The sequence below is a fragment of the Azospirillum sp. SYSU D00513 genome (genome assembly GCF_017356015.1).
Classification (GTDB): domain Bacteria; phylum Pseudomonadota; class Alphaproteobacteria; order Azospirillales; family Azospirillaceae; genus Azospirillum.
Genome location: NZ_JAFIQV010000036.1, coordinates 16,384 through 37,153, shown reverse-complemented (window position 1 = coordinate 37,153; position 20,770 = coordinate 16,384). Strand labels below are relative to the sequence as shown.

Below are 20,770 nucleotides of genomic sequence, written 5' to 3'. Positions count from 1 at the left end.
TTCCGTGATCGATCCCGCGGGAGGCGGAGAGAGTGGGGTCATCATGACGAAACAGGCATCACCCAAATACGCCCCTGAAGTCCGCGAGCGCGCGGTTCGGATGGTGTTCGAGCACGAAGGCGAGCACGCCTCGCAGTGGGCGGCGATCAGTTCGATCGCGTCGAAGATCGGCTGCAATCCCGAGACGCTGCGGGGCTGGGCCGGCAGGCCGAGCGCGACCAGGGCAAACGGCCTGGCCCGACGACGGACGAGCAGGAGCGGATCAAGGCACTGGAGCGGGAGAACCGGGAACTGCGCCAGGCGAATGAGATCCTTCGCAAGGCCTCGGCGTATTTCGCCCAGGCGGAGCTCGACCGCCCGTTCAGGAAATGATCGCCTTCATCGATGAGCACCGCGCCGTCCACGGGGTCGAGCCGATCTGCAAAGTGCTGCCGATCGCCCCGTCGACCTACCGCGCCCATGCCGCCCGCCGGGCCGATCCGTCAAAGGCACCAGCCCGTTCGCGTAGCGACGCGGAGCTGAGTGTGGCTCTCCGACGGGTCTGGGATGAGAACTTCCAGGTCTATGGGGTGCGGAAGGTCTGGCGGCAGTTGCGGCGGGAGGGCCTGGAGGTGGCGCGCTGCACGGTGGCCCGCCTGATGCGGCAGATGGGCCTGAAGGGTGCGATGCGCGGCAAGGCGGCCCGGACCACGATCAGCGATAAGGCAGCGCCATGCTCAGCTGACCGGGTGAACCGTCAGTTCCAGGCGCCGCGCCCGAATGCCTTGTGGGTCGTGGACTTCACCTACGTCGCCACTTGGCAGGGCTTCGTCTACGTGGCCTTCGTCATCGACACCTTCGCCCGCCGGATCGTAGCTGCGCTGGCCCTTCGGGCTCGGCTGGCGGGTGTCGCGCACAGCTCACGCCGGCTTTGTCCTGGATGCCCTGGAGCAGGCGCTTCACGACCGCCGGCCAGCCAAGGGCGGCGGCCTCATTCACCACAGCGACCGTGGATCGCAGTATGTCGCTATAAAGTACACCGAGCGTCTTACCGAGGCCGGCGTCGAACCCTCCGTGGGCAGCGTCGGCGATTCGTACGACAACGCCTTGGCCGAGACGATCAACGGCCTCTACAAGACCGAGCTGATCCGGCGCCGCGGGCCGTGGCGCACCCTGGAAGCCGTGGAGTTCGCCACCCTGGAATGGGTCGACTGGTTCAACCACCGGCGTCTCCTCGAGCCCATCGGCAACATTCCTCCCGCCGAGGCCGAAGCACGCTACTATGCCCAAGCGGAGGACGTCGCCAGGGCGGCGTGACTCAACACAAACGGCCTCCGGGAAACCCGGCGCGGTTCACGCCGCTTCGCCGATGAGGCCACGTGGCTGGACCATCTGCGCCGGCTGGACTCGCTGACCCGTGCCCATCAGCTCGACCCGGCTTCCGAACTGACGGTGCTTGTCAATGCATACCGAAACCCGCCCCAGGAGGCTTACTCATCCTAGTCAATTGCCGGGCGAGCAATGGGCGCCACCTTTAGCTGAGCAAGCTGGGTCAAGGGGAATGCACATGCAGCAGCGATCTGCGGCGCAATCGGCCATCATAGATCGCGGCGACGACCGGCTTGATGAGCACTTCGAGCGCGTGCGCTCGGGATCAACGGCCCTGGCGCAGGGATTGTCGCCGGAGGACCAAGTGGTGCAGTCCATGCCGGACTCCAGCCCGGTCAAATGGCACCTGGCGCACACGACTTGGTTCTTTGAAACCTTTCTGCTGAAGCCAAACCTGCCGTCTTACGAGCCGTTCGACTCCAGCTTCGGCTACTTGTTCAATTCCTACTATGAGGCGGTAGGCACGCGGCATCCGCGCGCGGCGCGCGGTTTGGTGACCCGGCCCGGCATCGCTGAGGTGATGGCGTACCGCGAGCATGTGGACACGGAAATGTTGCGGCTGCTGGCGGGCGCCGCCGCGGACACTCTCAAGCCCCTCGTGACGCTGGGCCTCGCCCATGAGGAGCAGCATCAAGAACTGATTTTGATGGACCTGCTCCACCTGTTCTCGTGCAACCCCTTAGCTCCGGCCTACCGGCCCGTCCGAACGAGGTTGCAACCTGATCCTGACGCGGGGCGCTGGATCGCTTTCGACGGGGGTATCGTCGGGATCGGTCATGACGGAAAGGGATTTGCCTTTGACAATGAAGGCCCCCGGCACGACGCGCTGGTTCGGCCCTTCCGCCTGTTCTCACGCCCGGTGACTAATGGCGAATGGCGAATTTTCATCGCCGAAGGTGGCTACCGGACGCCGACGTTGTGGCTGGCCGACGGCTGGGCCGCAGTGAACGCGCAGGGATGGGAAGCGCCAGGCTATTGGCGGCAGCGCGATCAGGGCTGGACGCAATTCACCCTAATGGGGGAGGTGCCGCTCGACGATACTGCCCCCGTCTGCCACGTCAGCTATTACGAGGCCGATGCCTTTGCCCGCTGGGCCGGCAAACGCCTGCCGACCGAGTTCGAGTGGGAAGTCGCCGCGCGCGGGCTCCCGGCAGTGGGCAACATGATAGGGAGCGGACTGCTGCGCCCCGTGACGGGGGAACCCGCTCTCGACGCGCCCGGGCAGATGTTTGGGGACGTCTGGGAATGGACGTCGAGCGCCTATGCCGCCTATCCCGGCTTTCGCCCGGCAACCGGCGCGGTCGGCGAGTACAACGGCAAGTTCATGGCCAACCAGTTCGTTCTGCGCGGGGGCTGCTGTGCTACGCCGGAAAGGCATGTGCGCGCCACTTACCGGAATTTCTTTTATCCGCACCAGCGTTGGATGTTCGCCGGGCTGCGGCTTGCGGAGGATGCGTGATGGACGGTTCGATGCTCACGCGCATGCTCGCGCCGGAGACGGAGGATTTCCTATCGGATGTGACCGAGGGGCTCTCGGCTGCGCGCAAGAGCCTGCCTTGCAAGTATTTCTACGATCGGATCGGGTCACAGCTCTTCGACGAGATCTGCACGCTTGAGGAATATTACCCGACGCGAACCGAAACTGCCCTGCTGCGCGATACGGCTGGGGAGATTGCTGGGCTTGCCGGTCCGGGAATTAGCCTTGTTGAACTCGGCAGCGGTTCGAGCGTGAAGGTGCGTATTCTGCTGGACGCGTTAGAAGTGCCGGCGATGTATGTGCCAGTCGATATCTCGCAGGACCATCTGATAATGGCAGCGGCCCGCCTGTCGAGTGACTATCCCGGGCTTGCCGTGGCCCCGGTGGTAGCTGATTATGTGCGGGAATTCCCGCTGCCGCCAGGCATCCCGACGGAGCGAGTCTTGGCTTTCTTCCCGGGCTCGACGATCGGCAATTTCCGCCCGGCGGAGGCGATAGGCTTTCTGAATCAGCTTGGACGCCGGCTTGGTTCCGGCAGCCGGCTGCTGGTCGGCGTCGATCTCCGAAAGGACCCAGAGGTGCTGGAGGCGGCCTATGACGACGCACGCGGCGTGACTGCCGCCTTCAACCTCAATCTGCTCGTCCGCATCAATCGGGAGCTGGACGGCGACTTCGACCTCGACGGCTTTGCCCACCGCGCGCGCTATGACGCGGCGCGAGGACGGATCGAAATGCATCTGGTCAGTCTAGCGCGGCAGACCGTCCGGGTCGCGGGACGCGCGTTCCTCTTTGAGGAGGGGGAGAGCATCCACACCGAGAACTCTTATAAATATTCCGTTCCCGGATTCCGCCGCTTGGCCGCACGCGCCGGATGGGGCTGCGACCGAAGCTGGACGGATCCCGACCGGCTGTTCAGCCTGCATTGGATGGTCTGGACGAAACGGGGCTAAGGGACGTTGGTGGGATTATCGCAATTTTCTCCGGTATCAAGGTTGGCCGCTCGGTTCCTCGACTTCCGAATGTGTTGGCTCTGGCCTATCGCTTTTCTCCAAGCTGCTCAAGGGCTTCACGGGTCCGCGGATCTTTCTGCTTGGCTGGGTCTGCCTCGACTGTCACTGGAGCAGTGCCGGTTTTCTCCATGCCGATATCCTCGGCGGCCTTTTTCGAAAGGTCAATGACTCGGTCATCACGTGACGGACCACGATCATTGATCCGGACATCGGTGGACTGCCCGGTTTCTTTGTTCGTCACGGTGGCTTCGGTGCCCAAGGGCAAGTCCCGGGACGCGGCGGTATTGCCATTGGGGTCAACGCCTTCCCCGGTGGCGGTCTTGGTGTTACCATCCTGGCCGCCTCGGAAGTAGGAGGCTTCTCCCTGCTGCTGCACGGTTCCACTTTGGCTTTCTTGTGCGACGCTCGGTTGGAACGTTGCGAACAAAACGGCGAATACGGCAAGAATTGTGCGCATGGCGGCATCCTTTTCACACGATGGAAGGTGCCTAAACAATCCACACCGCCGGATCCTGGTTCCTGACGATTGGGGACAGTGTCAAAAGTAGAGTAGGCTTTCAGCCTATCCTGGAATGTCTTCTCAGTCGCCTCTGCTTCTTGGCAGATCGGGGGGAAGGCTCGTCCGCCGGCCCGGGAATGGTCAAGCGGCTCATCGCTTCCGCGCTGTGCCAGGTTGCGGCGAGCGCGCCACTGGCGTCGTCGATCTGCATCCAGTTGCGGGCACGCAGAAAGCGCCGGCCCAGCCCAGGCATGGACAAAAGCTTTGCTACGAGACCGGGTGCAGGACGGATCGGCTTAGCGGCAATAAGCTCGAGCAGGGCGACTACGGAGGCTGGTGGCGGCGGATGAACGATGCCGGTGAGCTGGTGGATCACAGTCGAGCCGCTCTCGATCAGGCCCCATGACCCCATGTGGATTTCACCCGAAAAAGACGAGATCTGGACCTGTCGGGCTCGGCTGAAAAGCGGACAAGCCTGCCCAGAAGACGGGTCCATTCGTCCCAGTGCGCAAGGCTCGGCCATTGATCGATGAGGTCGTCTTGCCATTCCTCGTGCCCGGGAATGAGGCTGAACAGCCGCTCAAGCGTGTGAAGCTGCACATTCACCAGCGGTACGCTGGAAAGAAGCAGGATATGGCGGCAGTCCGCCATGCGCTCGAGGCTGGTTTCGAGGGCGCGCCAGCCTGCCTCGCCCATGACCCGTTCACGGCTGCGTTCGGAGCGCAGGTCTGGAGCCAGTATGCCGATGCGGCCCAGGCGGTAAGCCCAGCCGAACTGATGGCCCGAACGATCGGAGAGGCCATCGGGCAGATCGCCAGCGCTGGTGGCGAGTTGGAAAAGGGCGAAATGCTCCCGTGCCACGGACCACAGCCCCTGGAACACCGGGCTTTCCTGCCACTCCAGGTCGTAACTGCCCCAGCCGTCAATGATGTCGTGGTCGTCCCACATCATCAATGACAGAACAGCCGCCAGGACCGGCGCCAATTCCAGATGGCTTCACAGGCGGCAATAGCTGTCGAAGAAGAAGCCGCGCGCTGCCTCGGCCATCGCGGGCGTGAAAGGCGCGTTCCGGCGCTGACGCCAGGGCTGGTGCCGCCACTCGGCGAAAATCGGAATTCGCCAGAGCGCGTCGGCGTAGGGTTGGTCGCCGCCTTGGAGCAGCAGGTGGAAAGGACGCGCGGCATGCTCCGCCGCCAAATGCAGCCAGCGCTCATTGCGCTCCTGCCCGCAAGCCCAGGCCTGCGGCCCTTCGTTCCCATTGCAGGCCGTATAGGCCATGCGAAGGGAGCTGTCGGCTGGCAGATGAACCTGCCAGCTTCGATCTCCGATTTGATACTTTCGGAAGTTCGGTGGCTCGCCCAGCGGAAATGCGAAGTCGTAGCGCCAGACGCTCCAGCCGTGCCATTGGGCGAGGCGCCGTGGCGTTGTGCGACACGTGCCGGCCAGCAATGGCGGGGGCTCGCCTTTGGCGACCAGCAAGGCCGATAGCCGCCAAGCTCCGGTCTCCGCGCCGCGAAAATGGAGCACTGGCCCCATGAGAATTATCAATGCCGTCCCACGAACCGGATCACCTCTCGCCGCCCTCGCTGGTCAGAAGGAACAGGGAAGCTGGGTGCGGGTTCCTGGCGGACTCTTTCCCTTGCTCCGCCGAAATGGCACACGCGGCTTCATCCGCTCGACCGAAGGATCAGCACCATCTTATCCCGTAAAGGCCGAAACGGCCTGCATTCAAGCAGGGTGATCCGTACTGCGCGGGGATATGAGGGGGGAACCTCGGCACAGAAGCGCAGTTAGAGCCTACAGCGAGGATAACAAGGAGAGGCACCCATGGCCGAAGAACGGAAAGAAGATGCCGACGCCACGCGGCAGGAAAGTGCGGAGCGTGCCAAGGAAGAGAATAATCGCGCAGCGCAGGGCGGAAAACAGGAGAGAGAGCCCAATGCTGGACACCCGGTCTGACGCAAGGGCTGTAAGCACTCGAGTCCAACGATTATAGGCCGCTGACGCGGTGCGGCTGCAGTGCCGCCGCCACGACGTTTCATGCTTGCGTTTTCTGCAAACCAGTTCGGCTAACGACATGGCGACGTATCGACGCCAGCAAACAACTAGGACGGCCAGCGCCGTTGCGATGGCGCAGGGCACGCCGGCGACATGGAGGCGAACGTGCCGGGCACCCCGAACCTCTGCGTCGCTTGGTACCCGCCCATCCCCTCGCTCCATGCTGCGTGGCTTCCCGAGCGGTTACAGGACGTGGCGTCGCTGGCATTGTGTGCCGCGTCCGCCAGCACGGAGAGGCTGCCGGAGAGCAGACCCCCGACGATCTGCGCGACCGTGATGCCGACGTTGAGCGCAAGCGCGATGAGAAGGCGTTTGCCTTTTCCACTGTCGCTACCCTGTTCATCCTGATCTTGATCCATGGCTGCACCCAGCCTGCTCATGCCTTAGGACCTCGCGCGTTCCGGTCCGGAACGCGGCTCAGCAGATCGATCACCTCCCGGTCCTCCAGTTGGGCGAAATTGCGGTAGAAGAAGCCGACCGCCGGAAAGTTCTCGGCCACCAGCACGCAAACGGCCGCATCACAATCGACTTTTATCGCTTCCAACGTGTCCGCCGGCACCACCGGGACAGCCATCACCAGCCGCTCCGGCCCTGCCCGGCGCAAGGCATGCAAGGCCACGCGCATCGTCGAGCCGGTGGCGACCCCGTCGTCGACGACAATCAGTGTGCGTCCCTTAACGTCAACCGGCGAACGGCCCTTCAGATACAGGGTCCGGCGACGCTCGATCTCTGCCAGCTCGAGCTGCGTTGTCTGGGTGATGTAGTCGTCGCTTGCACCGGTATGGCGAACCAGCTCCTCGTCCATAACCGTTATCGGCGCGTGCCCGTCCACCACCGCTCCGATGCCGAACTCCGGATTGCCCGGAGCGCCGATCTTGCGGACCATCACGAGGTCGAGCGATGCGCTAAGCGCCAGCGCGATCTCATAGGCGACCGGTACCCCGCCACGCGGCAACGCCAGCACGACCGGCGAGGCATCCCGATAGGAGAGCAGCCTCCGTGCCAGCAGGCGGCCGGCCTCGCGTCGGTCGTGGAAGGTTTTGAACTGACTCGAATGATGGAACATGGCCCGTTTTCTCATGCGCGTCGTAAGGGACCAACGCTTCATCAAACCGGAGGCCGGAAGCGGCGGTTCCACAGTGCATCTCACGCCGGCAGGTCAGGTCCGTGGCTGGGCCGCACAGGAGCTTCGGCGCCGCCGCCAGGAACCGTTCCCGCCGCCGTATGTTGGCGGCGTCGACCGCAGGCCAAGGCGCTGAACACGCCTGAACCGGAGGAGAACCAATCCAGCCCATCATCCCGACGCGGAACGTAGCCCAGTTGCCGAAGACAACGATGCCGAACCGCGTAGCGGTTGCCTAACTACGGGCGCGAGGATTTTGGGAGAGAAGGCTATGATTACGGGCGCGACTATTGGTGCTGGCCGGCACCATGAACGGCAACTCGGCCGCGCGACGTCGGACTTCGGGATTGAGGGATATGGCAGCTTTGAATGGCACGATGATGAGCACGACAAGGCGCGGCAGTGCCCTCGGGACAGTGGACTGCGCTCCGGTCCGTATTGTGGTCTTGGGCCGCGTTCGTACACGCGCTCCGACAGCCGCATTCTTGAGGATACTGGTGACCGCCTGACCGAGGAACGCCTACAACGGTGCCCCTGAGATCGAAGTCGGCGTAAACAGAGGCGAAGTCTCGCTTGAGGGCATGGTGGACAGCCGCAGGGCCAAGCGCGGAGCCGAGGACATCGCGGAGGGCTTCCGTGTCCAGCATGTCCAGAGCAATTTGCGGGTCGGTCCTCTGGCCTCCATTGGGGCGGATTCCTTCGCACGATTCCGCGGATAGGAATACAGGATCGCCGGGGCTGTCGTGTTTTCGTGCCGATCCCGTGCGGAGCCTGTTGGTGGCGGAAACAACCATCCTATCCATTTCGAGGACATCATGGGCGACACCACCGTGACCAAGATCCAATCCGCGACCTCACCCCAGGGACCGCAAGGACAAAAATACCTGGCCGTCGGCAAGAGCCTGTCGATGCGGCTGTGGGACAAGGAAGCGCCGACCGACAACAAGCCGCCCCACAAGCATGACTACGAGGTGGTCGGTTACGTCATCTCCGGCCGGGCCGAACTGCACCTGGAAGGTCAGATGGTGACGCTTGAGCCCGGCGACTCCTGGACCGTGCCGGCCGGGGCCGAGCACACATATCGCATCCTGGAGCCCTTCACCGCCGTCGAGGCCACCTCCCCGCCGGCCGAGTTCCACGGCCGCGAGAAGGCCTGAGCGCCGCGGCTTTGCGACTGGACAGCCGACGGTACCGGCTCCATGAGGCTTCAGGAGGAGTGTGCGATGATGCCGTTACGGAGACCAACCCCAAGCCAACTCAGCCACGAGCTTCGCAAGGCGAACAGTCCCCATCTGCGGCGGCGGCGCTGGATCGTCGGGCTATCTTACATGGGCGCGACCATGGGGCAGATTGTGGCGCTCTACCAACTCGGTGTGCTGCGCCGCCTTCCGGACCCGCCGCTGGACCTGTTCGACTCCAGCAGGGTTGATGCCTCCGATTATGCCTACAAGCGACATCAGACGCCGGACGGCCTGATGATGGTGGCGACTTATGCCACGACCGCCCTGCTGGCCGGCGCCGGCGGCCGTGACCGGGCGCAACAAATGCCCTGGCTTCCCATCGCCATGGCGGCGAAGGCGCTCTACGATGCGGGCGTGACGCTCAAGCTCGGCCGGGAGGAGTGGAACGACAACAAGGCCCTCTGCGCCTATTGCCAGACGGCCACTGTTGCCTCCCTGGCCACGGCCGTATTGGCGCTGCCGGAGGCGACCGAGGCCGTGCGTGCCATGGCGTCAGACCGCCGGCCCGCCGACGAGGAGCCTGAATCCGGACGGCTTCCCTCAAGCCGCCAGCGAGCCTTGGTGCCCGCCGACCTCCCTGCGGAAAGCGCCTAGCCGTTGGCTGGGCCGTCTTCCATCCGGACGCGCGGCCGGGAGCGGCGGTCGTCAAACAGATCCTTATCATGGCGCGGCAATGACGGCCCGGTCGGCCCCGGTCTCTCGCCGAAGTTCGCGAAGGTCGTGTTGCAGCGCAGCGGCATACACCCGATGGGCAGGTAACAAGCGCGGACGCTTTGCTGTTTGCCCGTATCGTGAGCCGTTGCGGCGGTGCCCGATGCGGCGTCTGGACCAGGCCAAGGGGAGCATCATGACATCCGAGCAGGAACCGAGCGGCCGGAAGGCACGCGCCGGCATCAACCGCCGTGGCTTTCTCGGCGCCACCGCCTCCGGAGCCGCGGCGCTGCCGCTCCTTGGCGGCGCGGGTTCCGCCGAAGCGGCGCCGGCGCCGGCTTCGGACCCGCGCGAGGCGGCGAACGTCACCTTGCGCATCAACGGCCAGGACCACCGGCTGGCGCTCGATCCACGCACGTCTCTCCTGGACGCCCTGCGCGACCATGCCGGGCTGACTGGGACCAAGAAGGGATGCGATCAGGGCCAGTGCGGCGCCTGCACCGTGCTGATGGACGGCAGCCGCATCCTGTCCTGCATGACCTTCGCCGTCATGGCGGAAGGCCACGAGGTCACGACCATAGAAGGGCTGGCGAGGCCGGGCGGCGAACTGCACCCGATGCAGCAGGCTTTCATCGATCAGGACGCCTTCCAATGCGGCTACTGCACGCCGGGCCAGATCATGTCGGCCATCGGCTGCGTCCACGAAGGTCATGCCGGAAGCGATGCTGACATTCGCGAGTACATGAGCGGCAATCTCTGCCGCTGCGCCGCCTACCCGAACATCGTGGCCGCCGTGAACCAGGCCAAGTCCAAGATGCAGGGAGCCTGAGATGCGACCCTTCCTCTACGAGCGCGCCGACAGTCCTGAACGCGCGGTTCAGGCGGCGGCCTCGGGCCTGTCCGGCAATCCGGCGCATGTCCAGGCGGCCAGCCAGTTCATCGCCGGCGGAACCAACCTCAGCGACCTCATGAAAATCGACGTGATGCGGCCCGAAAAGCTGGTCGACATCAACCCTGTCGGCGGTACGCCGGCTGGCCGGATTGAGGTGAGCGACACCGGCATCCGCTTCGGCGCCCTGGTGCGCATGGCGCAGGCGGAGGAGCATCCGGCGGTGAAGGAGCGCTATCCGGTCATCGCGCAGACATTGAAGCTCGCCGCCACTCAACAGCTTCGGAACATGGCGAGCCTTGGCGGAAACCTTTTGCAGCGGACGCGCTGCGAATATTTCCGGGAGGTCTCCTGGCCTTGCAACAAGCGTGTTCCCGGCAGCGGCTGCTCGGCGCTCGAGGGCATCAACCGGCAGCATGCCGTGTTGGGTTCCAGCCGGAACTGCATCGCGACCTACCCCGGAGATTTCGCCCAGGCGCTGATCGCGCTGGACGCCATGGTCGAGACGATGGGCCCCGGCGGCGTCCGGCGGCTCCGCTTCGCCGACCTGCATCGCCCGCCGGGGGACACGCCGCATGTGGAGACGGCTCTGGAAGCGGCGGAACTCATCACCGCCATCACCGTGCCGGCCGGTCCCTGGACCCGGCGTTCGCTGTATCTGAAGATCCGCGACCGCGAGTCCTACGCCTTCGCGCTTGCCTCGGCGGCCGTGGCGCTTGACATGGAGGGGGACAGGGTGCGCGAGGCGCGCATCGCGCTGGGCGGCGTCGCAACCGTGCCCTGGCGCGCGCGGGAGGCCGAGGAGGCGTTGCGGGGCAAGCCGCTGGATGAGAAGACGGCCATGGCCGCGGCCGAGGTTGCTCTCGCCCAAGCCGCACCCAGGGAACACAACGCCTTCAAGGTGCCGCTCGCCAAGCAGACGATCGTGCGCGCCCTGCTCGACGCCAAGCGGATGGAGGCCTGAGATGAGCGTTACCGCTCCCGAACCGAAACGGAACATGGGCCAGCCCGTGCCGCGTGTCGATGCACGGCTGAAGGTGACGGGCGAAGCCCGTTACCCGGCCGATGTGCCCCTGAACAATCTTGCGCACGGGGTGCTGGTCACCAGCGACATCGCGCGCGGCCGCATCAAACGCCTCGATCTTGCCGAGGCGAAAGCCGTGCAGGGCGTGATCGAGATCCTCACCCACGAGAACGCCCGGGAACTGAAACCGCTTGCGTTTGGCAATGCCGTCGCCACCTCCATTTCGCCACTGGCCGAACCGAGGATCTGGCATGACGGGCAGATCATCGCGCTGGTGCTGGCCGACACATACGAGGCGGCGCGGGAAGCCGCCTACCGGGTGAAGGCTGAATACGACACGGAGCCGCCGAGCGCCGGCTTCGGTTCGGCCGGCACGGAGACGGTTCTCGCCAAGGACGTCACGGAGACTCACAAGGAAGATCCGGCCGTCGGCGACGTCGAGGCGGCGCTGCGCTCGGCCGCCGTGACCATCGACGTCGAATATTCGACGCCAACGCAGCACCACAACCCGATTGAACTCTTCTCGACGACCTGCGCCTGGGCCGGCGACCAACTCACCGTCTACGAGCCGAGCCAGTTCGTCTACGGTTACAAGCACGCTGTCGCCAAGCAGCTCGGCATCGATCCGCGCAACGTGCGGGTGATCAGCCAGTACATCGGCGGAGCTTTCGGGTCGAAGGGCCCGATGACCCCGCGGACCGGCATCGTCGCGTTGGCGGCCAAGCGGATCAATCGCCCGGTCCGTTGCGTGGTGACGCGCCAACAGGGCTTCACAACCACGACCTACCGGGCGGAAACCCGCCACCGCATCCGCATCGGTGCCACGCCGGACGGAAAGATCACCGGCTTCAGCCATGAGGGCTGGGAAATCACCTCGCGGCCGGACGCCTATGTCGTGGCCGGCACCGACACCACCTCGCGCCTCTACGGTTACGGAGCCGTTTGGACCAGGGTCAACATGGTCAAGGCCGACCGGAACACGCCCGGCTACATGCGTTCGCCTCCGGAGCTGCCCTACAACTACGCGTTGGAAAGCGCGATGGACGAGTTGGCCGTCGCCTTGAAGATGGACCCGGTGGAACTGCGCCGGGTGAACGACACGATGAAGGAGCCGATCAAGGGCCTGCCCTACACAAGCCGGCCGTTGATGCAATGCTACGACGAGGCGGCGGCCTCCTTCGGCTGGTCGAAGCGCAACCCGGCCGTCGGGTCCATGCGCGAGGATGACTGGCTCATCGGTTGGGGGTGCGCCACGGCGGTCTATCCCACGAACATGGGTGCGGCTGCGGCCCGGGTGCGGCTGTCGTCGGACGGCAGCGTGCGGGTCCAGACCGCCGCCCACGAGATCGGCACCGGCGCCTACACCGTCATCGGCCAGATGGCCGCCGAGCGGTTGGGCGTCGGCATCGAGGCCGTTAACGTCGAGCTGGGCGACACGGCCCTGCCGCCGGCTCCGGTGGCGGGCGGTTCGAACACGACGGCCACGGTCTGCTCCACCGTGCTGAAGGCCTGTGACGCCATCCGGGACAAGCTGTTCCGGGCCGCCGTCGCCGCCAAGGACAGCCCTCTGGCCGGGCGCGATCCGGCGCAGTTGGAGTTGCGGGGGGGAACCGTTCAGGCCGGCGGGGCGTCGGAAAAGCTGTCGGACCTTTTCGCGCGCATGGGGTCGGGTGCGATCGAGGAATACGCGGAATGGATGCCGGCCGGTTTCGCGCCGGAGTCCATCCAGAAGCTCTACAACGGCACAAGCACGCTGAAGGGCGGCTCCAAGGGCGACAAAATGATGTATGCCTTCGGCGCCGAATTCGTGGAGGTGCGGATCCACGCCCGCACGCGGGAGATCCGCGTGCCGCGCATCGTCGGCGCTTTCGCCGGCGGGCGCATCATGAACACGCGGACGGCGCGGAGCCAGCTCATGGGCGGAATGATCTGGGGCATCGGCTCAGCCCTACACGAGAAGACCGAAATCGACCCGCGCGCGGCGCGCTATCTCAACAAGAACATCTCCGAATACCTCATTCCGGTGAACGCGGACATTCAGCAGCTGGAGGTCATTCTGGTGCCGGAGGAGGACAGGGAGGTGAACCCGGCAGGCATCAAGGGTCTGGGCGAACTCGGCAACGTCGGCACGGCGGCCGCCATCGCCGCCGCGGTTTACCATGCGACGGGCAAGCGCATCCGGGACCTGCCGATCCGGCTTGAGAACCTGCTGTCGACCTGAAACCGGATAGGGTGACGGAGGGCGCGCAGGCTTTGAAGGCCGGCGGCGCTCCGGACCACGAAAACCCGGAGCTGAAACGCGGAGCTGAAACCAGGATTTGCGGCCGCAACAGCCGCCCGAGGGGACGGTTGAAAGGTGACGGCGACGGGAAACGGAATGCCTGCCGTGTCCCGTGGCAGGGGCCGGGCCGCAATCATCGAAGGGAGTGCAGGAATGCGCAAGGGAATCGTCACGGTGGCATCCGCGTTGATGTTGATGTCGGGCGCCACGCTCGCTCAGACCACGATGCCGAGCGACAACGGTAGCGTGCAGAACAACACGACCATGGGGGAGACCAAGCCCCCGGGCACGGACAGCGCGAACATGTCCGTCCAGGCGCAGGGTGCGGAGGCGATGCTCGGGAAGACCGTCTATGGGCGGAACAATGAGGAGATCGGCGAGGTCGAGGACGTGATCCTCGGATCCGACGGGCAGCCCGAACAGATCGTGGTCTCTTCGGGCGGCTTCCTCGGCATTGGCGAGAAACAGATCGGGATCGCCTATGATGACGTGGACTGGGACGCGGGCAATGAACGCCTCCAGGCCTCGAGCATCGCCCAGCAGGATGTTGGAAACATGCCGGAATTTCAGTACACGGACACCATGACGTCGCTGGAACGGCAGCAGGACTCCAAATAAGAACGGTCGGCGGGCGAAGCGGATAGGCTGTGCCGGTAATCGAGCCTTCATCGAACGGCACAGCCGTCTCTCGCGACGACCTGCACAGGTAATCGTAGACCCTCGTTCCCATAAGATCTTTCTCTGGGCGTCAGCGATCATGAAGCCGCACTCTTACCGGCTTGGCGAGGGCGGGCATCCGCAAGGGTCTGGATTTGTCAGTTTGGGGAGAATGCCAAGCCATCCGCGTTGGCGAGAGCCTTGCTGGCGACTTCGGTAAGGGCCGTGGCGATGCCAGGGCCTAGGGTTCGGGCAGCAAAGACCTGATTGAGCGTGGCCCGAAAATTGCTGCCGGGCCGAAGATCTTACGCGGCGTTCCGCAATGCGTTGCGCAGGCTGTCCAGGGCAGCACGCAGGCGCCAATCGACGGCGCTGGAATCGATGGCGAGCGCTTCGGCGATGCCTTGCTGATCCTTGCCTTCAAAATAGGCCAGCCGCAGTATCTTCTCTTGTCCAGGCAACAGGCTGTTCAAGGCCGTGGTGAGTTCGCTGCGTGCTGGATCTGCAGGCATGCCGGCTGCGATGGCCTGCTCCGGGATATTGAAAAGAGCGGAATCATCGGGATCGAGCACCAATCGCCGTTGGTGCCGCACTGCTTCAATCATTTTGTCGCGGGCTATGGCAAAAATCCAAGTCGAGGCGGCTATACTGGATGCATCAAAGACGTTCGCCTGATGCCACACGACCAGCATGACCTTCCGCGCCAGTTCCTCCGCAAAATCGGAATCGTCGGTCCATTGCAAAAAATAGGCTTTCAGCCGGGGTGCCACCCGCGAGTACAGAGAAGCAAAGGCTGTCCGATCCCGGCGGCCACCGATCGCAACCAGCAAGGACTCCGTCGTCTCTGCCTTGATGGCCGCACTCCGAGCGACGGTGCTTGGCCTGTTTGAAGGGGCGCCTACTTGCATGGTGTCCGCGGGTAAAGTGAGTGTGTTGGACCAGACGACAATCCTCGCAGAAGCCGACAGTGCGGCCAACCGAACAGAGGGCGTTACGACGACAGTCATAGTGGCGGGCCGCCGATGTTGGGTGACGGAAATCGGCTGGTTGACTGCGAAATGCAGCCCTTTGTGAGGCTGGAGAAGGAGCGAGACGAACAGCCTGCATGGATATTCGAGACTGGATCAACCGTTCCGGGAACGACACCGAAAGGCCACCCGCCATGCCGTTCGAGTTTCCCCGCCTGACCCGCCGCGGCCTGATCGCGACGGGATCGGCCGGGCTTCTGACCGCCGCCGCCGGCCCGTCCCTCGCGATGCCGGGGCCGTCGCCCGTGGATACCGGCTCCGTCCAGGGCGGGCGCGTCGCCTTCCCGAACTGGCGGGGCGAGGCCGACCGGCCCTCCGCGCCGCCGCCCGCACCCCTGCCGCCGTCCGAGCGCGTCGGCTTCGCCATCGTCGGGCTCGGCCGCCTGTCCCTGGAGGAACTCCTCCCCGCCTTCGGCGAATGCAAGCGGGCGCGGCCGGTGGCGCTGGTGTCGGGCAGCCCCGAGAAGGCGGCGCTGGTCGCGGCGCAGCACGGGATCAAGCCGTCGTCGGTCTATTCCTACGCGGACTTCGACCGCATCGCCGAAAACCCGGAGGTGCAGGCCGTCTATGTCGTGCTGCCCAACGGCCTGCACCGGGAATACGTGCTGCGCGCCGCGAAGGCGGGCAAGCATGTGATGTGCGAGAAGCCCATGGCGAACAACTCCGCCGAGGCGCGCGAGATGACCGTGGCCTGCGACGCCGCCGGCGTGAAGCTGATGATCGCCTACCGCTGCCAATACGAGCCCAACAACCGCGAGGTGATCCGGCTGGTGCGCTCCGGCGCCATGGGTGCCCCGCGCTTCATCGAGGCGACCAACACCCAGACCATGGGCACCGGCGACCAGTGGCGCTTCAGGAAGGCGCTGGCCGGCGGCGGGGCGCTTCCCGACATCGGGCTCTACTGCCTGAACACCGCCCGCGCCATTCTCGGCGAGGAGCCGGTGGAGGTCTTCGCCCGCGTCTTCAACCCCGAGGGCGACCCGCGCTACAGCGAGGTGGAGGAGGCCGTCTCCTTATGCTGCGCTTCCCGTCCGGCACCATCGCCAACTGCGCGACGAGCTACGGCGCGCATGAGAGCAAGGACCTGCGGGTGCGGCTGGAAAAGGGCTGGATCAACCTGGAGAACGCCTTCGCCTACGAGGGCCAGCGGCTGCGCGTCGCCCACCGGGAAGGGAAGAACGAGGCGGTCGAGACGATCCGCCTGTCGCAGGAGAACCAGTTCGCCCTGGAGATCGACCATATGGCGAGCTGCGTCGCGCAGAACCGGACGCCGCACACGCCGGGGCAGGAGGGGGTGCAGGACCATCTGCTGATGGAAGCGCTCTACAAGTCGGCCGAAACGGGCGCGCCGGTCGCGCTCGCCCCCGCCCCGGCGCGGGACGCCACCCGCGGCCCCGCGCCGGACCAGAGCTGACCGTTGGGAAACGGAACGGGCCGGGAGAGCGTGGCTCCCGGCCCGCATCTTCCGATCACTTCCGGTCGAAGGCCGTCACCCCTGCTGCGGCTTGTCGCCCGTCATGCGGGCCGCCGAGACCACGTCCGAACCCGATCCGGTTTCCGAGCCGGCCGGCCGGAACTCCCGGCCATCCCGGACGGGTTCCGGTCCGATCCGTCGCCCGTGGCACCGGTGGCGCCGCCGCTCCCCGGACCGGCCCATCGGCTCACAGCAGATCCTCGATCCGAATGGGAAGCTGCCGGATCCGCTTGCCGGTGGCGTGGAAGACCGCGTTGGCGATCGCGGCGTTGACCCCGACGATGCCGATCTCCCCGATGCCCTTCACGCCGAGCGGGTTCACGTCGCGGTCGGTCTCCGGGATCATGATCACCTCGACGCGCCGGACATCGGCGTTCACCGGGATGTGGTATTCGGAGATATTATCGTTTACGTAGCGCGCGTGGCGCGGGTCGATCTCTGTTTTCTCCAGCAGCGCCGCTCCCAAGCCCCAGATCATCCCGCCCATGTACTGGCTGTGGGCGGTCAGCGGGTTAACGATCCGTCCCGACGCAAAGGCCCCGACCATGCGGGGCACGCGGATCTCGCGCGTGCGGCTGTGCACGCGTACCTCCACGAACTGTGCCCCGAAAGCGTAGGCGGTCACGTCTTCTCGGTTTTGGCCGCGCGACATCGGCGGCTTGCCCTTGTACAGCGTCTCCATCGCCTCCGGGGACAGGCCCTTGGGGATGTTTTCCGCATAGACTTCCAGCGCGCCGGGAGTGAGGCGCTTCACGGCGTCGACCAGCGGTTCGGCCGCACCGTCGGGCGCGGTCAGCCGGCCGGCGGACAGGACGAGCGTGGCCGGGTCACGCCCGGCGAGCGGACCGTTGTTGCTCGTCGTGGCGGCGCGCGCGATCCGGTCGCGCAACTCCCCGCAGGCCTTCGCGACGGCATGAGTGATCGTGGCGGTGTGGCTGGAGCCGGCGGCGAGCGAGGCCGGCGGAAGGGAGGAGTCCCCCATCTCGACCGTCACCTGCTCCGGCGCCAGCCCGAGCTGGTCAGCCGCCATAATGGCGACCACCGTATAGGCGCCCGTGCCGATGTCATGCGCCGCGATCTGCACCCGCGCGTGCCCATCCGGCCGCAACGAGACGCGGGCGGCCGTGGCGGCGATGTTCGACGGGTAGGCGGCGCTCGCGCAGCCCAAGCCGACGAGCCAATCGCCGTTGCTCATCGATCCCGGGCGCGGGTCACGCCGCGACCAGCCGAAGCGCTCGGCCCCCCGGTCGAAGCAGTCCATCAGATGGCGGCTGGAGAAGGTCTGGCCGTTCGTCGGGTCCGTCTGTGTGTCGTTGATCCGGCGCAGCTCGATGGGATCGATGCCGAGCCTGGCCGCAAGTTCGTCCATCGCGCATTCCAGCGGGAACATGTAGGGCGTGTCGGGCGGGGCGCGCATGAAGCCCGGGGTGTTCCGGTCAGCGTGGACGATGTTCACCTTGGTGAGGATGTTCGGGCAGGCGTACATGCGTGCCGTCGTTTCCGTGCCCGACACGTTGTAGTCGCTGGGCCGGCTGGTCAACTCCCACCCCTCGTGGCGGAGCGCCGTAAGCCGGCCGTCGCGGGTCGCGGCGAGCTGGAGGTGGTGGCGGGTCTCCGCTCGGTAGGTCACGATGGTGAAGCCCTGATCCCGCGTGGCGACCAGCTTCACCGGGCGGTTCACCCGCCGGGCCGCCACGGCGATCCAGGCGGTCCGCGCCGTGGCGCCGCCCTTCGACCCGAAGGCGCCGCCCACGAACCTGGAGACGACGCGGACATCCTCCGGATCGATCCCCAGCTGCCCCGCCACATTGCCGCGCAGGCCGTAGACGAACTGGCTGGGCTCCCAGATCGTCAGCTTGCCGTTCTCCCAGGCGCAGGTCGTGGTGAACAGCTCGATCGGATTGTGATGCTGGGTCGGGGTCCCGTACCAGCCATCCACCGTCACTTCCGCTGAGGCGAGTTCCGCGTCGGCGTTCCCCACGCGGTAATCCTTGTGTTCGCCCGGCTCGCGAACCTCCTCCTCGGCGCCAGGACTGCCGAAGCTGGCCGAGGGAGCCTCCTTTTCGTAATGGACACGCACCCGGAAGGCGGCCTCGCGCGCGATCTCATAGCTGTTGGCGACGACCACGCCGATGATCTGCCCGTCGTGCCAGACCCGGTCGCTTTCCAGGGTGGTGGTCGTCTTGCCGCCGCTCTGCATTTCCGGCGGCTTGGCCTCGCCACCGGCGGTCTCGTGGGTCAGGATGTCGAGGACGCCCTCGACCGCGCGGGCCTCGCCGAGGTCGAACCGCCTGATCCGGCCGCGGGCGATGGCGCTGGTCAAAAGGAAGGCGTAAGCCGGGTTCCCCACAGGCTCGTCGGAGGGATAGAGCGCGCGCCCGGTCACCTTGGCGCGGCCGTCGATGCGGACCTGCGGCTTTCCGAACGGGCTGCCGGCGGTCGCAGTTTTAGGATCTTCGGCCATCTCCTGTCCCTTCCTCAGATCGTCAGGCGCGCGGCTTCGAGAAGGGCGCGGACCAGGGTCCGCCGGCCCAGTTCCGGCTTGAAGGCTGTTTCGCTGTGCACGACCGCGTCGGCGAAGGCGGCTTCCGCCGCCTCGGCCGCGCTCGCCTCGTCCAGGCGGCGCCCACGCAACGCGGCTTCGGCCTCATGCGAGCGCCAAGGTTTGGCGACCAGCCCGCCGATGCCGATGCGCGCTTCCCGGACCGTGCCGTCATCCCCAAGGTCCAGTGCCACGGCGGCCGAGGTCAGGGCGAAGTCGAACGACTCCCGGTCGCGGATCTTCAAATACAGCGACCGTCGGGTCCAGGGGCCCGCCGGCACCCGGAAGCCAGTGATCAATTCGCCCGGCTTCAGGTTCGTTTCGATGTGCGGCGTGTCGCCGGGCAGCCGGTGCAGCTCCTCGAAGGGCAGGGTGCGGGTTCCGCCGGCGCCGTCCAGCACGGTCACCTCCGCCCCGAGCGCAGCGAGCGCGTTGGCGAAGTCGCCGGGATAGTTGGCGATGCAGCGATCGCTCACCCCCAGCACGGCGAGGCGGCGGTTCACTCCCTCCATGGCGGCGCAGCCGGAACCGGGCTCGCGCTTGTTGCAGGCGCCCCAGCTCGTGTCGCGGAAGTAGTTGCAGCGCGTACGCTGGAGCACATTGCCGGCCAGGCTCGCCATGTTGCGCAGCTGCTGGCTCGCCGCCAGCCGCAGGGCGTCGGACAGCACACGGTAGTCGCGCCGGACCACCGGGTCGTCGGCGACCGCGGACATGCGCGCGAGCGCCCCGAGCGTCAGCCCGGCCCCGTCGGCCTCGATCATGCCGTACTGCCGCTGCAGCCCGTTGATGTTGACCAGCCGTTCCGGCCGCATCACGTCGAGCTTCATGAGGTCGAGCAGGTTCGTGCCGCCGGCGAGATACTGCATGGGAGCCCGGACGTGCGCGCCCGCCGCGTTTTCCTGCGCGCCGAGGCGGAGCGCTTCGGCAAGGTCGTCCGCTGTTTCAAGGCTGAAGGGCCGCATCAGTCGGACTCCTTCGCCTGAACCTGCATCAGCGGCTTGGCGCGCTGCACCGCCTCGACGATCTTCGGGTAAGCGGCGCAGCGGCAGAGATTGCCGCTCATGTATTCGTGGATCTCGTCCTCGCTTTCGGCATGTCCTTCCTGGACGCAGGCAATCGCGCTGAGGATCTGGCCGGGGGTGCAGTATCCGCACTGGAAGGCGTCGCAGTCCAGGAAGGCCTGCTGCATGGGGTGCAGAGGATCGCCCTCCCCGGCGAGCCCCTCGATCGTGGTGACCTCGCCGTCGACGGTAGCGGCGAGGATGAAGCAGGACAGCACACGCCGGCCACCCACCAGCACCGTGCAGGCGCCGCACTGGCCCTGGTCACAGCCCTTCTTCGTGCCGGTGAGGCCGAGCCGCTCGCGCAGGGCGTCGAGCAGGGTCACTCGAATGTCCAGATCAAGCCGGTGCTGCTGGCCGTTGACCGTCAACAAGACATCCATTCCG

The 20,770-nt window shown here is 65.9% G+C and carries 21 protein-coding genes, 1 pseudogene and 1 other annotated feature; of the genes and pseudogenes, 12 read left to right on the top strand and 10 right to left on the bottom strand.

Annotated features, from left to right (window positions below; translation table 11 throughout):
* Positions 1-43 precede the first annotated feature (43 nt).
* The 3 genes and pseudogenes from JUB11_RS23420 (at position 44) to egtD (ending at position 3,795) form a co-directional block, all read left to right on the top strand.
* Positions 44-1,296, top strand: a pseudogene (locus JUB11_RS23420) (IS3 family transposase).
* Positions 327-443 (top strand) — a sequence feature (AL1L pseudoknot). (Overlaps the previous pseudogene by 117 nt.)
* A 250-nt stretch (positions 1,297-1,546) precedes the next feature.
* Positions 1,547-2,827: an ergothioneine biosynthesis protein EgtB gene (egtB, locus tag JUB11_RS23415; protein WP_207461198.1), complete on the top strand. Its 1,281-nt coding sequence runs from the start codon at positions 1,547-1,549 to the stop codon at positions 2,825-2,827.
* Complete coding sequence (gene egtD, locus JUB11_RS23410; RefSeq protein ID WP_207461197.1) at positions 2,827-3,795, top strand: L-histidine N(alpha)-methyltransferase; 969 nt, start codon at positions 2,827-2,829, stop codon at positions 3,793-3,795. The genes egtB and egtD overlap by 1 nt, the downstream gene beginning before the upstream one ends.
* An 85-nt stretch (positions 3,796-3,880) precedes the next feature.
* On the opposite strand, the gene JUB11_RS23405 is transcribed toward egtD, so the two are convergent.
* The 4 genes from JUB11_RS23405 to JUB11_RS23390 all read right to left on the bottom strand — a co-directional run bounded on the left by JUB11_RS23405 (position 3,881) and on the right by JUB11_RS23390 (position 5,833).
* A complete protein-coding gene (locus JUB11_RS23405; protein ID WP_207461196.1) occupies positions 3,881-4,312 on the bottom strand; it encodes a septal ring lytic transglycosylase RlpA family protein in 432 nt (143 codons plus the stop codon).
* Between the two features lie 100 nt (positions 4,313-4,412).
* A complete protein-coding gene (locus JUB11_RS23400) occupies positions 4,413-4,766 on the bottom strand; it encodes a hypothetical protein (protein ID WP_207461195.1) in 354 nt (117 codons plus the stop codon).
* Positions 4,748-5,338, bottom strand: coding sequence for a hypothetical protein (locus JUB11_RS23395; protein WP_207461194.1), 591 nt, complete (start codon positions 5,336-5,338; stop codon positions 4,748-4,750). The genes JUB11_RS23400 and JUB11_RS23395 overlap by 19 nt, the downstream gene beginning before the upstream one ends.
* Positions 5,339-5,350: 12 nt before the next feature.
* Positions 5,351-5,833 (bottom strand): hypothetical protein, encoded by a 483-nt coding sequence (locus tag JUB11_RS23390; protein WP_207461193.1) that lies wholly within the window; start codon positions 5,831-5,833, stop codon positions 5,351-5,353.
* Positions 5,834-6,181: 348 nt separating this feature from the next.
* Here JUB11_RS23390 and JUB11_RS33275 point away from each other — a divergent pair, with 348 nt between their 5' ends.
* On the top strand, positions 6,182-6,313 hold the full coding sequence (locus JUB11_RS33275) for a hypothetical protein (RefSeq protein WP_282189149.1): 132 nt from the start codon (positions 6,182-6,184) through the stop codon (positions 6,311-6,313).
* A 146-nt stretch (positions 6,314-6,459) separates the two neighbouring features.
* Here the strand turns inward: JUB11_RS33275 and JUB11_RS23385 are convergent, their stop codons facing one another.
* Positions 6,460-6,792, bottom strand: coding sequence for a cation transporter (locus JUB11_RS23385; protein WP_247887275.1), 333 nt, complete (start codon positions 6,790-6,792; stop codon positions 6,460-6,462).
* Positions 6,789-7,478: a phosphoribosyltransferase gene (locus JUB11_RS23380; RefSeq protein ID WP_207461192.1), complete on the bottom strand. Its 690-nt coding sequence runs from the start codon at positions 7,476-7,478 to the stop codon at positions 6,789-6,791. The genes JUB11_RS23385 and JUB11_RS23380 overlap by 4 nt, the downstream gene beginning before the upstream one ends.
* Positions 7,479-8,350: 872 nt before the next feature.
* Here JUB11_RS23380 and JUB11_RS23370 point away from each other — a divergent pair.
* The 6 genes from JUB11_RS23370 (at position 8,351) to JUB11_RS23345 (ending at position 14,239) form a co-directional block, all read left to right on the top strand.
* Positions 8,351-8,692 (top strand): cupin domain-containing protein, encoded by a 342-nt coding sequence (locus JUB11_RS23370; RefSeq protein ID WP_207461191.1) that lies wholly within the window; start codon positions 8,351-8,353, stop codon positions 8,690-8,692.
* A gap of 66 nt (positions 8,693-8,758) precedes the next feature.
* Positions 8,759-9,370, top strand: a complete 612-nt coding sequence (locus tag JUB11_RS23365; RefSeq protein WP_207461190.1) for a vitamin K epoxide reductase family protein — start codon at positions 8,759-8,761, stop codon at positions 9,368-9,370.
* Between the two features lie 253 nt (positions 9,371-9,623).
* A complete protein-coding gene (locus JUB11_RS23360) occupies positions 9,624-10,256 on the top strand; it encodes a (2Fe-2S)-binding protein (RefSeq protein ID WP_207461189.1) in 633 nt (210 codons plus the stop codon).
* Between the two features lies 1 nt (position 10,257).
* Positions 10,258-11,280, top strand: a complete 1,023-nt coding sequence (locus tag JUB11_RS23355) for a xanthine dehydrogenase family protein subunit M (protein WP_207461188.1) — start codon at positions 10,258-10,260, stop codon at positions 11,278-11,280.
* A gap of 1 nt (position 11,281) precedes the next feature.
* The gene (locus JUB11_RS23350; protein WP_207461187.1) at positions 11,282-13,561 is read left to right on the top strand and encodes a xanthine dehydrogenase family protein molybdopterin-binding subunit; all 2,280 of its coding nucleotides are present in this window, start codon (positions 11,282-11,284) and stop codon (positions 13,559-13,561) included.
* A 213-nt stretch (positions 13,562-13,774) separates the two neighbouring features.
* Positions 13,775-14,239, top strand: a complete 465-nt coding sequence (locus tag JUB11_RS23345; RefSeq protein ID WP_207461186.1) for a PRC-barrel domain-containing protein — start codon at positions 13,775-13,777, stop codon at positions 14,237-14,239.
* A 344-nt stretch (positions 14,240-14,583) separates the two neighbouring features.
* On the opposite strand, the gene JUB11_RS23340 is transcribed toward JUB11_RS23345, so the two are convergent.
* Positions 14,584-15,108, bottom strand: coding sequence for a sigma-70 family RNA polymerase sigma factor (locus tag JUB11_RS23340; RefSeq protein ID WP_207461185.1), 525 nt, complete (start codon positions 15,106-15,108; stop codon positions 14,584-14,586).
* 332 nt (positions 15,109-15,440) lie between these two features.
* Here JUB11_RS23340 and JUB11_RS23335 point away from each other — a divergent pair, with 332 nt between their 5' ends.
* A complete protein-coding gene (locus JUB11_RS23335; RefSeq protein WP_247887274.1) occupies positions 15,441-16,619 on the top strand; it encodes a Gfo/Idh/MocA family oxidoreductase in 1,179 nt (392 codons plus the stop codon).
* Positions 16,547-16,720: a hypothetical protein gene (locus JUB11_RS33420; protein ID WP_348771495.1), complete on the top strand. Its 174-nt coding sequence runs from the start codon at positions 16,547-16,549 to the stop codon at positions 16,718-16,720. The genes JUB11_RS23335 and JUB11_RS33420 overlap by 73 nt, the downstream gene beginning before the upstream one ends.
* A gap of 247 nt (positions 16,721-16,967) precedes the next feature.
* Here the strand turns inward: JUB11_RS33420 and JUB11_RS23330 are convergent, their stop codons facing one another.
* From JUB11_RS23330 to JUB11_RS23320, 3 genes are read right to left on the bottom strand one after another with little or no spacing between them, the layout of a single operon-like run.
* Positions 16,968-19,244 (bottom strand): xanthine dehydrogenase family protein molybdopterin-binding subunit, encoded by a 2,277-nt coding sequence (locus tag JUB11_RS23330; RefSeq protein WP_207461184.1) that lies wholly within the window; start codon positions 19,242-19,244, stop codon positions 16,968-16,970.
* 14 nt (positions 19,245-19,258) lie between these two features.
* Positions 19,259-20,284 (bottom strand): xanthine dehydrogenase family protein subunit M, encoded by a 1,026-nt coding sequence (locus JUB11_RS23325; protein ID WP_207461183.1) that lies wholly within the window; start codon positions 20,282-20,284, stop codon positions 19,259-19,261.
* The gene (locus tag JUB11_RS23320) at positions 20,284-20,766 is read right to left on the bottom strand and encodes a (2Fe-2S)-binding protein (protein ID WP_207461182.1); all 483 of its coding nucleotides are present in this window, start codon (positions 20,764-20,766) and stop codon (positions 20,284-20,286) included. The genes JUB11_RS23325 and JUB11_RS23320 overlap by 1 nt, the downstream gene beginning before the upstream one ends.
* Positions 20,767-20,770: the final 4 nt, after the last annotated feature.

Bases quoted from the DNA above. Each gene is read 5' to 3' on its own strand.
- egtB (WP_207461198.1), top strand. From the start codon at position 1,547: ATGCAGCAGCGATCTGCGGCGCAATCGGCCATCATAGATCGCGGCGAC.
- JUB11_RS23365 (WP_207461190.1), top strand. From the start codon at position 8,759: ATGATGCCGTTACGGAGACCAACCCCAAGCCAACTCAGCCACGAGCTT.
- JUB11_RS23335 (WP_247887274.1), top strand. From the start codon at position 15,441: ATGCCGTTCGAGTTTCCCCGCCTGACCCGCCGCGGCCTGATCGCGACG.
- JUB11_RS23355 (WP_207461188.1), top strand. From the start codon at position 10,258: ATGCGACCCTTCCTCTACGAGCGCGCCGACAGTCCTGAACGCGCGGTT.
- JUB11_RS23405 (WP_207461196.1), bottom strand. From the start codon at position 4,312: ATGCGCACAATTCTTGCCGTATTCGCCGTTTTGTTCGCAACGTTCCAA.
- egtD (WP_207461197.1), top strand. From the start codon at position 2,827: ATGGACGGTTCGATGCTCACGCGCATGCTCGCGCCGGAGACGGAGGAT.
- JUB11_RS23345 (WP_207461186.1), top strand. From the start codon at position 13,775: ATGCGCAAGGGAATCGTCACGGTGGCATCCGCGTTGATGTTGATGTCG.
- JUB11_RS23385 (WP_247887275.1), bottom strand. From the start codon at position 6,792: ATGAGCAGGCTGGGTGCAGCCATGGATCAAGATCAGGATGAACAGGGT.
- JUB11_RS23330 (WP_207461184.1), bottom strand. From the start codon at position 19,244: ATGGCCGAAGATCCTAAAACTGCGACCGCCGGCAGCCCGTTCGGAAAG.
- JUB11_RS23320 (WP_207461182.1), bottom strand. From the start codon at position 20,766: ATGGATGTCTTGTTGACGGTCAACGGCCAGCAGCACCGGCTTGATCTG.
- JUB11_RS33420 (WP_348771495.1), top strand. From the start codon at position 16,547: ATGGCGAGCTGCGTCGCGCAGAACCGGACGCCGCACACGCCGGGGCAG.
- JUB11_RS23360 (WP_207461189.1), top strand. From the start codon at position 9,624: ATGACATCCGAGCAGGAACCGAGCGGCCGGAAGGCACGCGCCGGCATC.
- JUB11_RS23400 (WP_207461195.1), bottom strand. From the start codon at position 4,766: ATGGGGTCATGGGGCCTGATCGAGAGCGGCTCGACTGTGATCCACCAG.
- JUB11_RS33275 (WP_282189149.1), top strand. From the start codon at position 6,182: ATGGCCGAAGAACGGAAAGAAGATGCCGACGCCACGCGGCAGGAAAGT.
- JUB11_RS23380 (WP_207461192.1), bottom strand. From the start codon at position 7,478: ATGTTCCATCATTCGAGTCAGTTCAAAACCTTCCACGACCGACGCGAG.
- JUB11_RS23350 (WP_207461187.1), top strand. From the start codon at position 11,282: ATGAGCGTTACCGCTCCCGAACCGAAACGGAACATGGGCCAGCCCGTG.
- JUB11_RS23370 (WP_207461191.1), top strand. From the start codon at position 8,351: ATGGGCGACACCACCGTGACCAAGATCCAATCCGCGACCTCACCCCAG.
- JUB11_RS23325 (WP_207461183.1), bottom strand. From the start codon at position 20,284: ATGCGGCCCTTCAGCCTTGAAACAGCGGACGACCTTGCCGAAGCGCTC.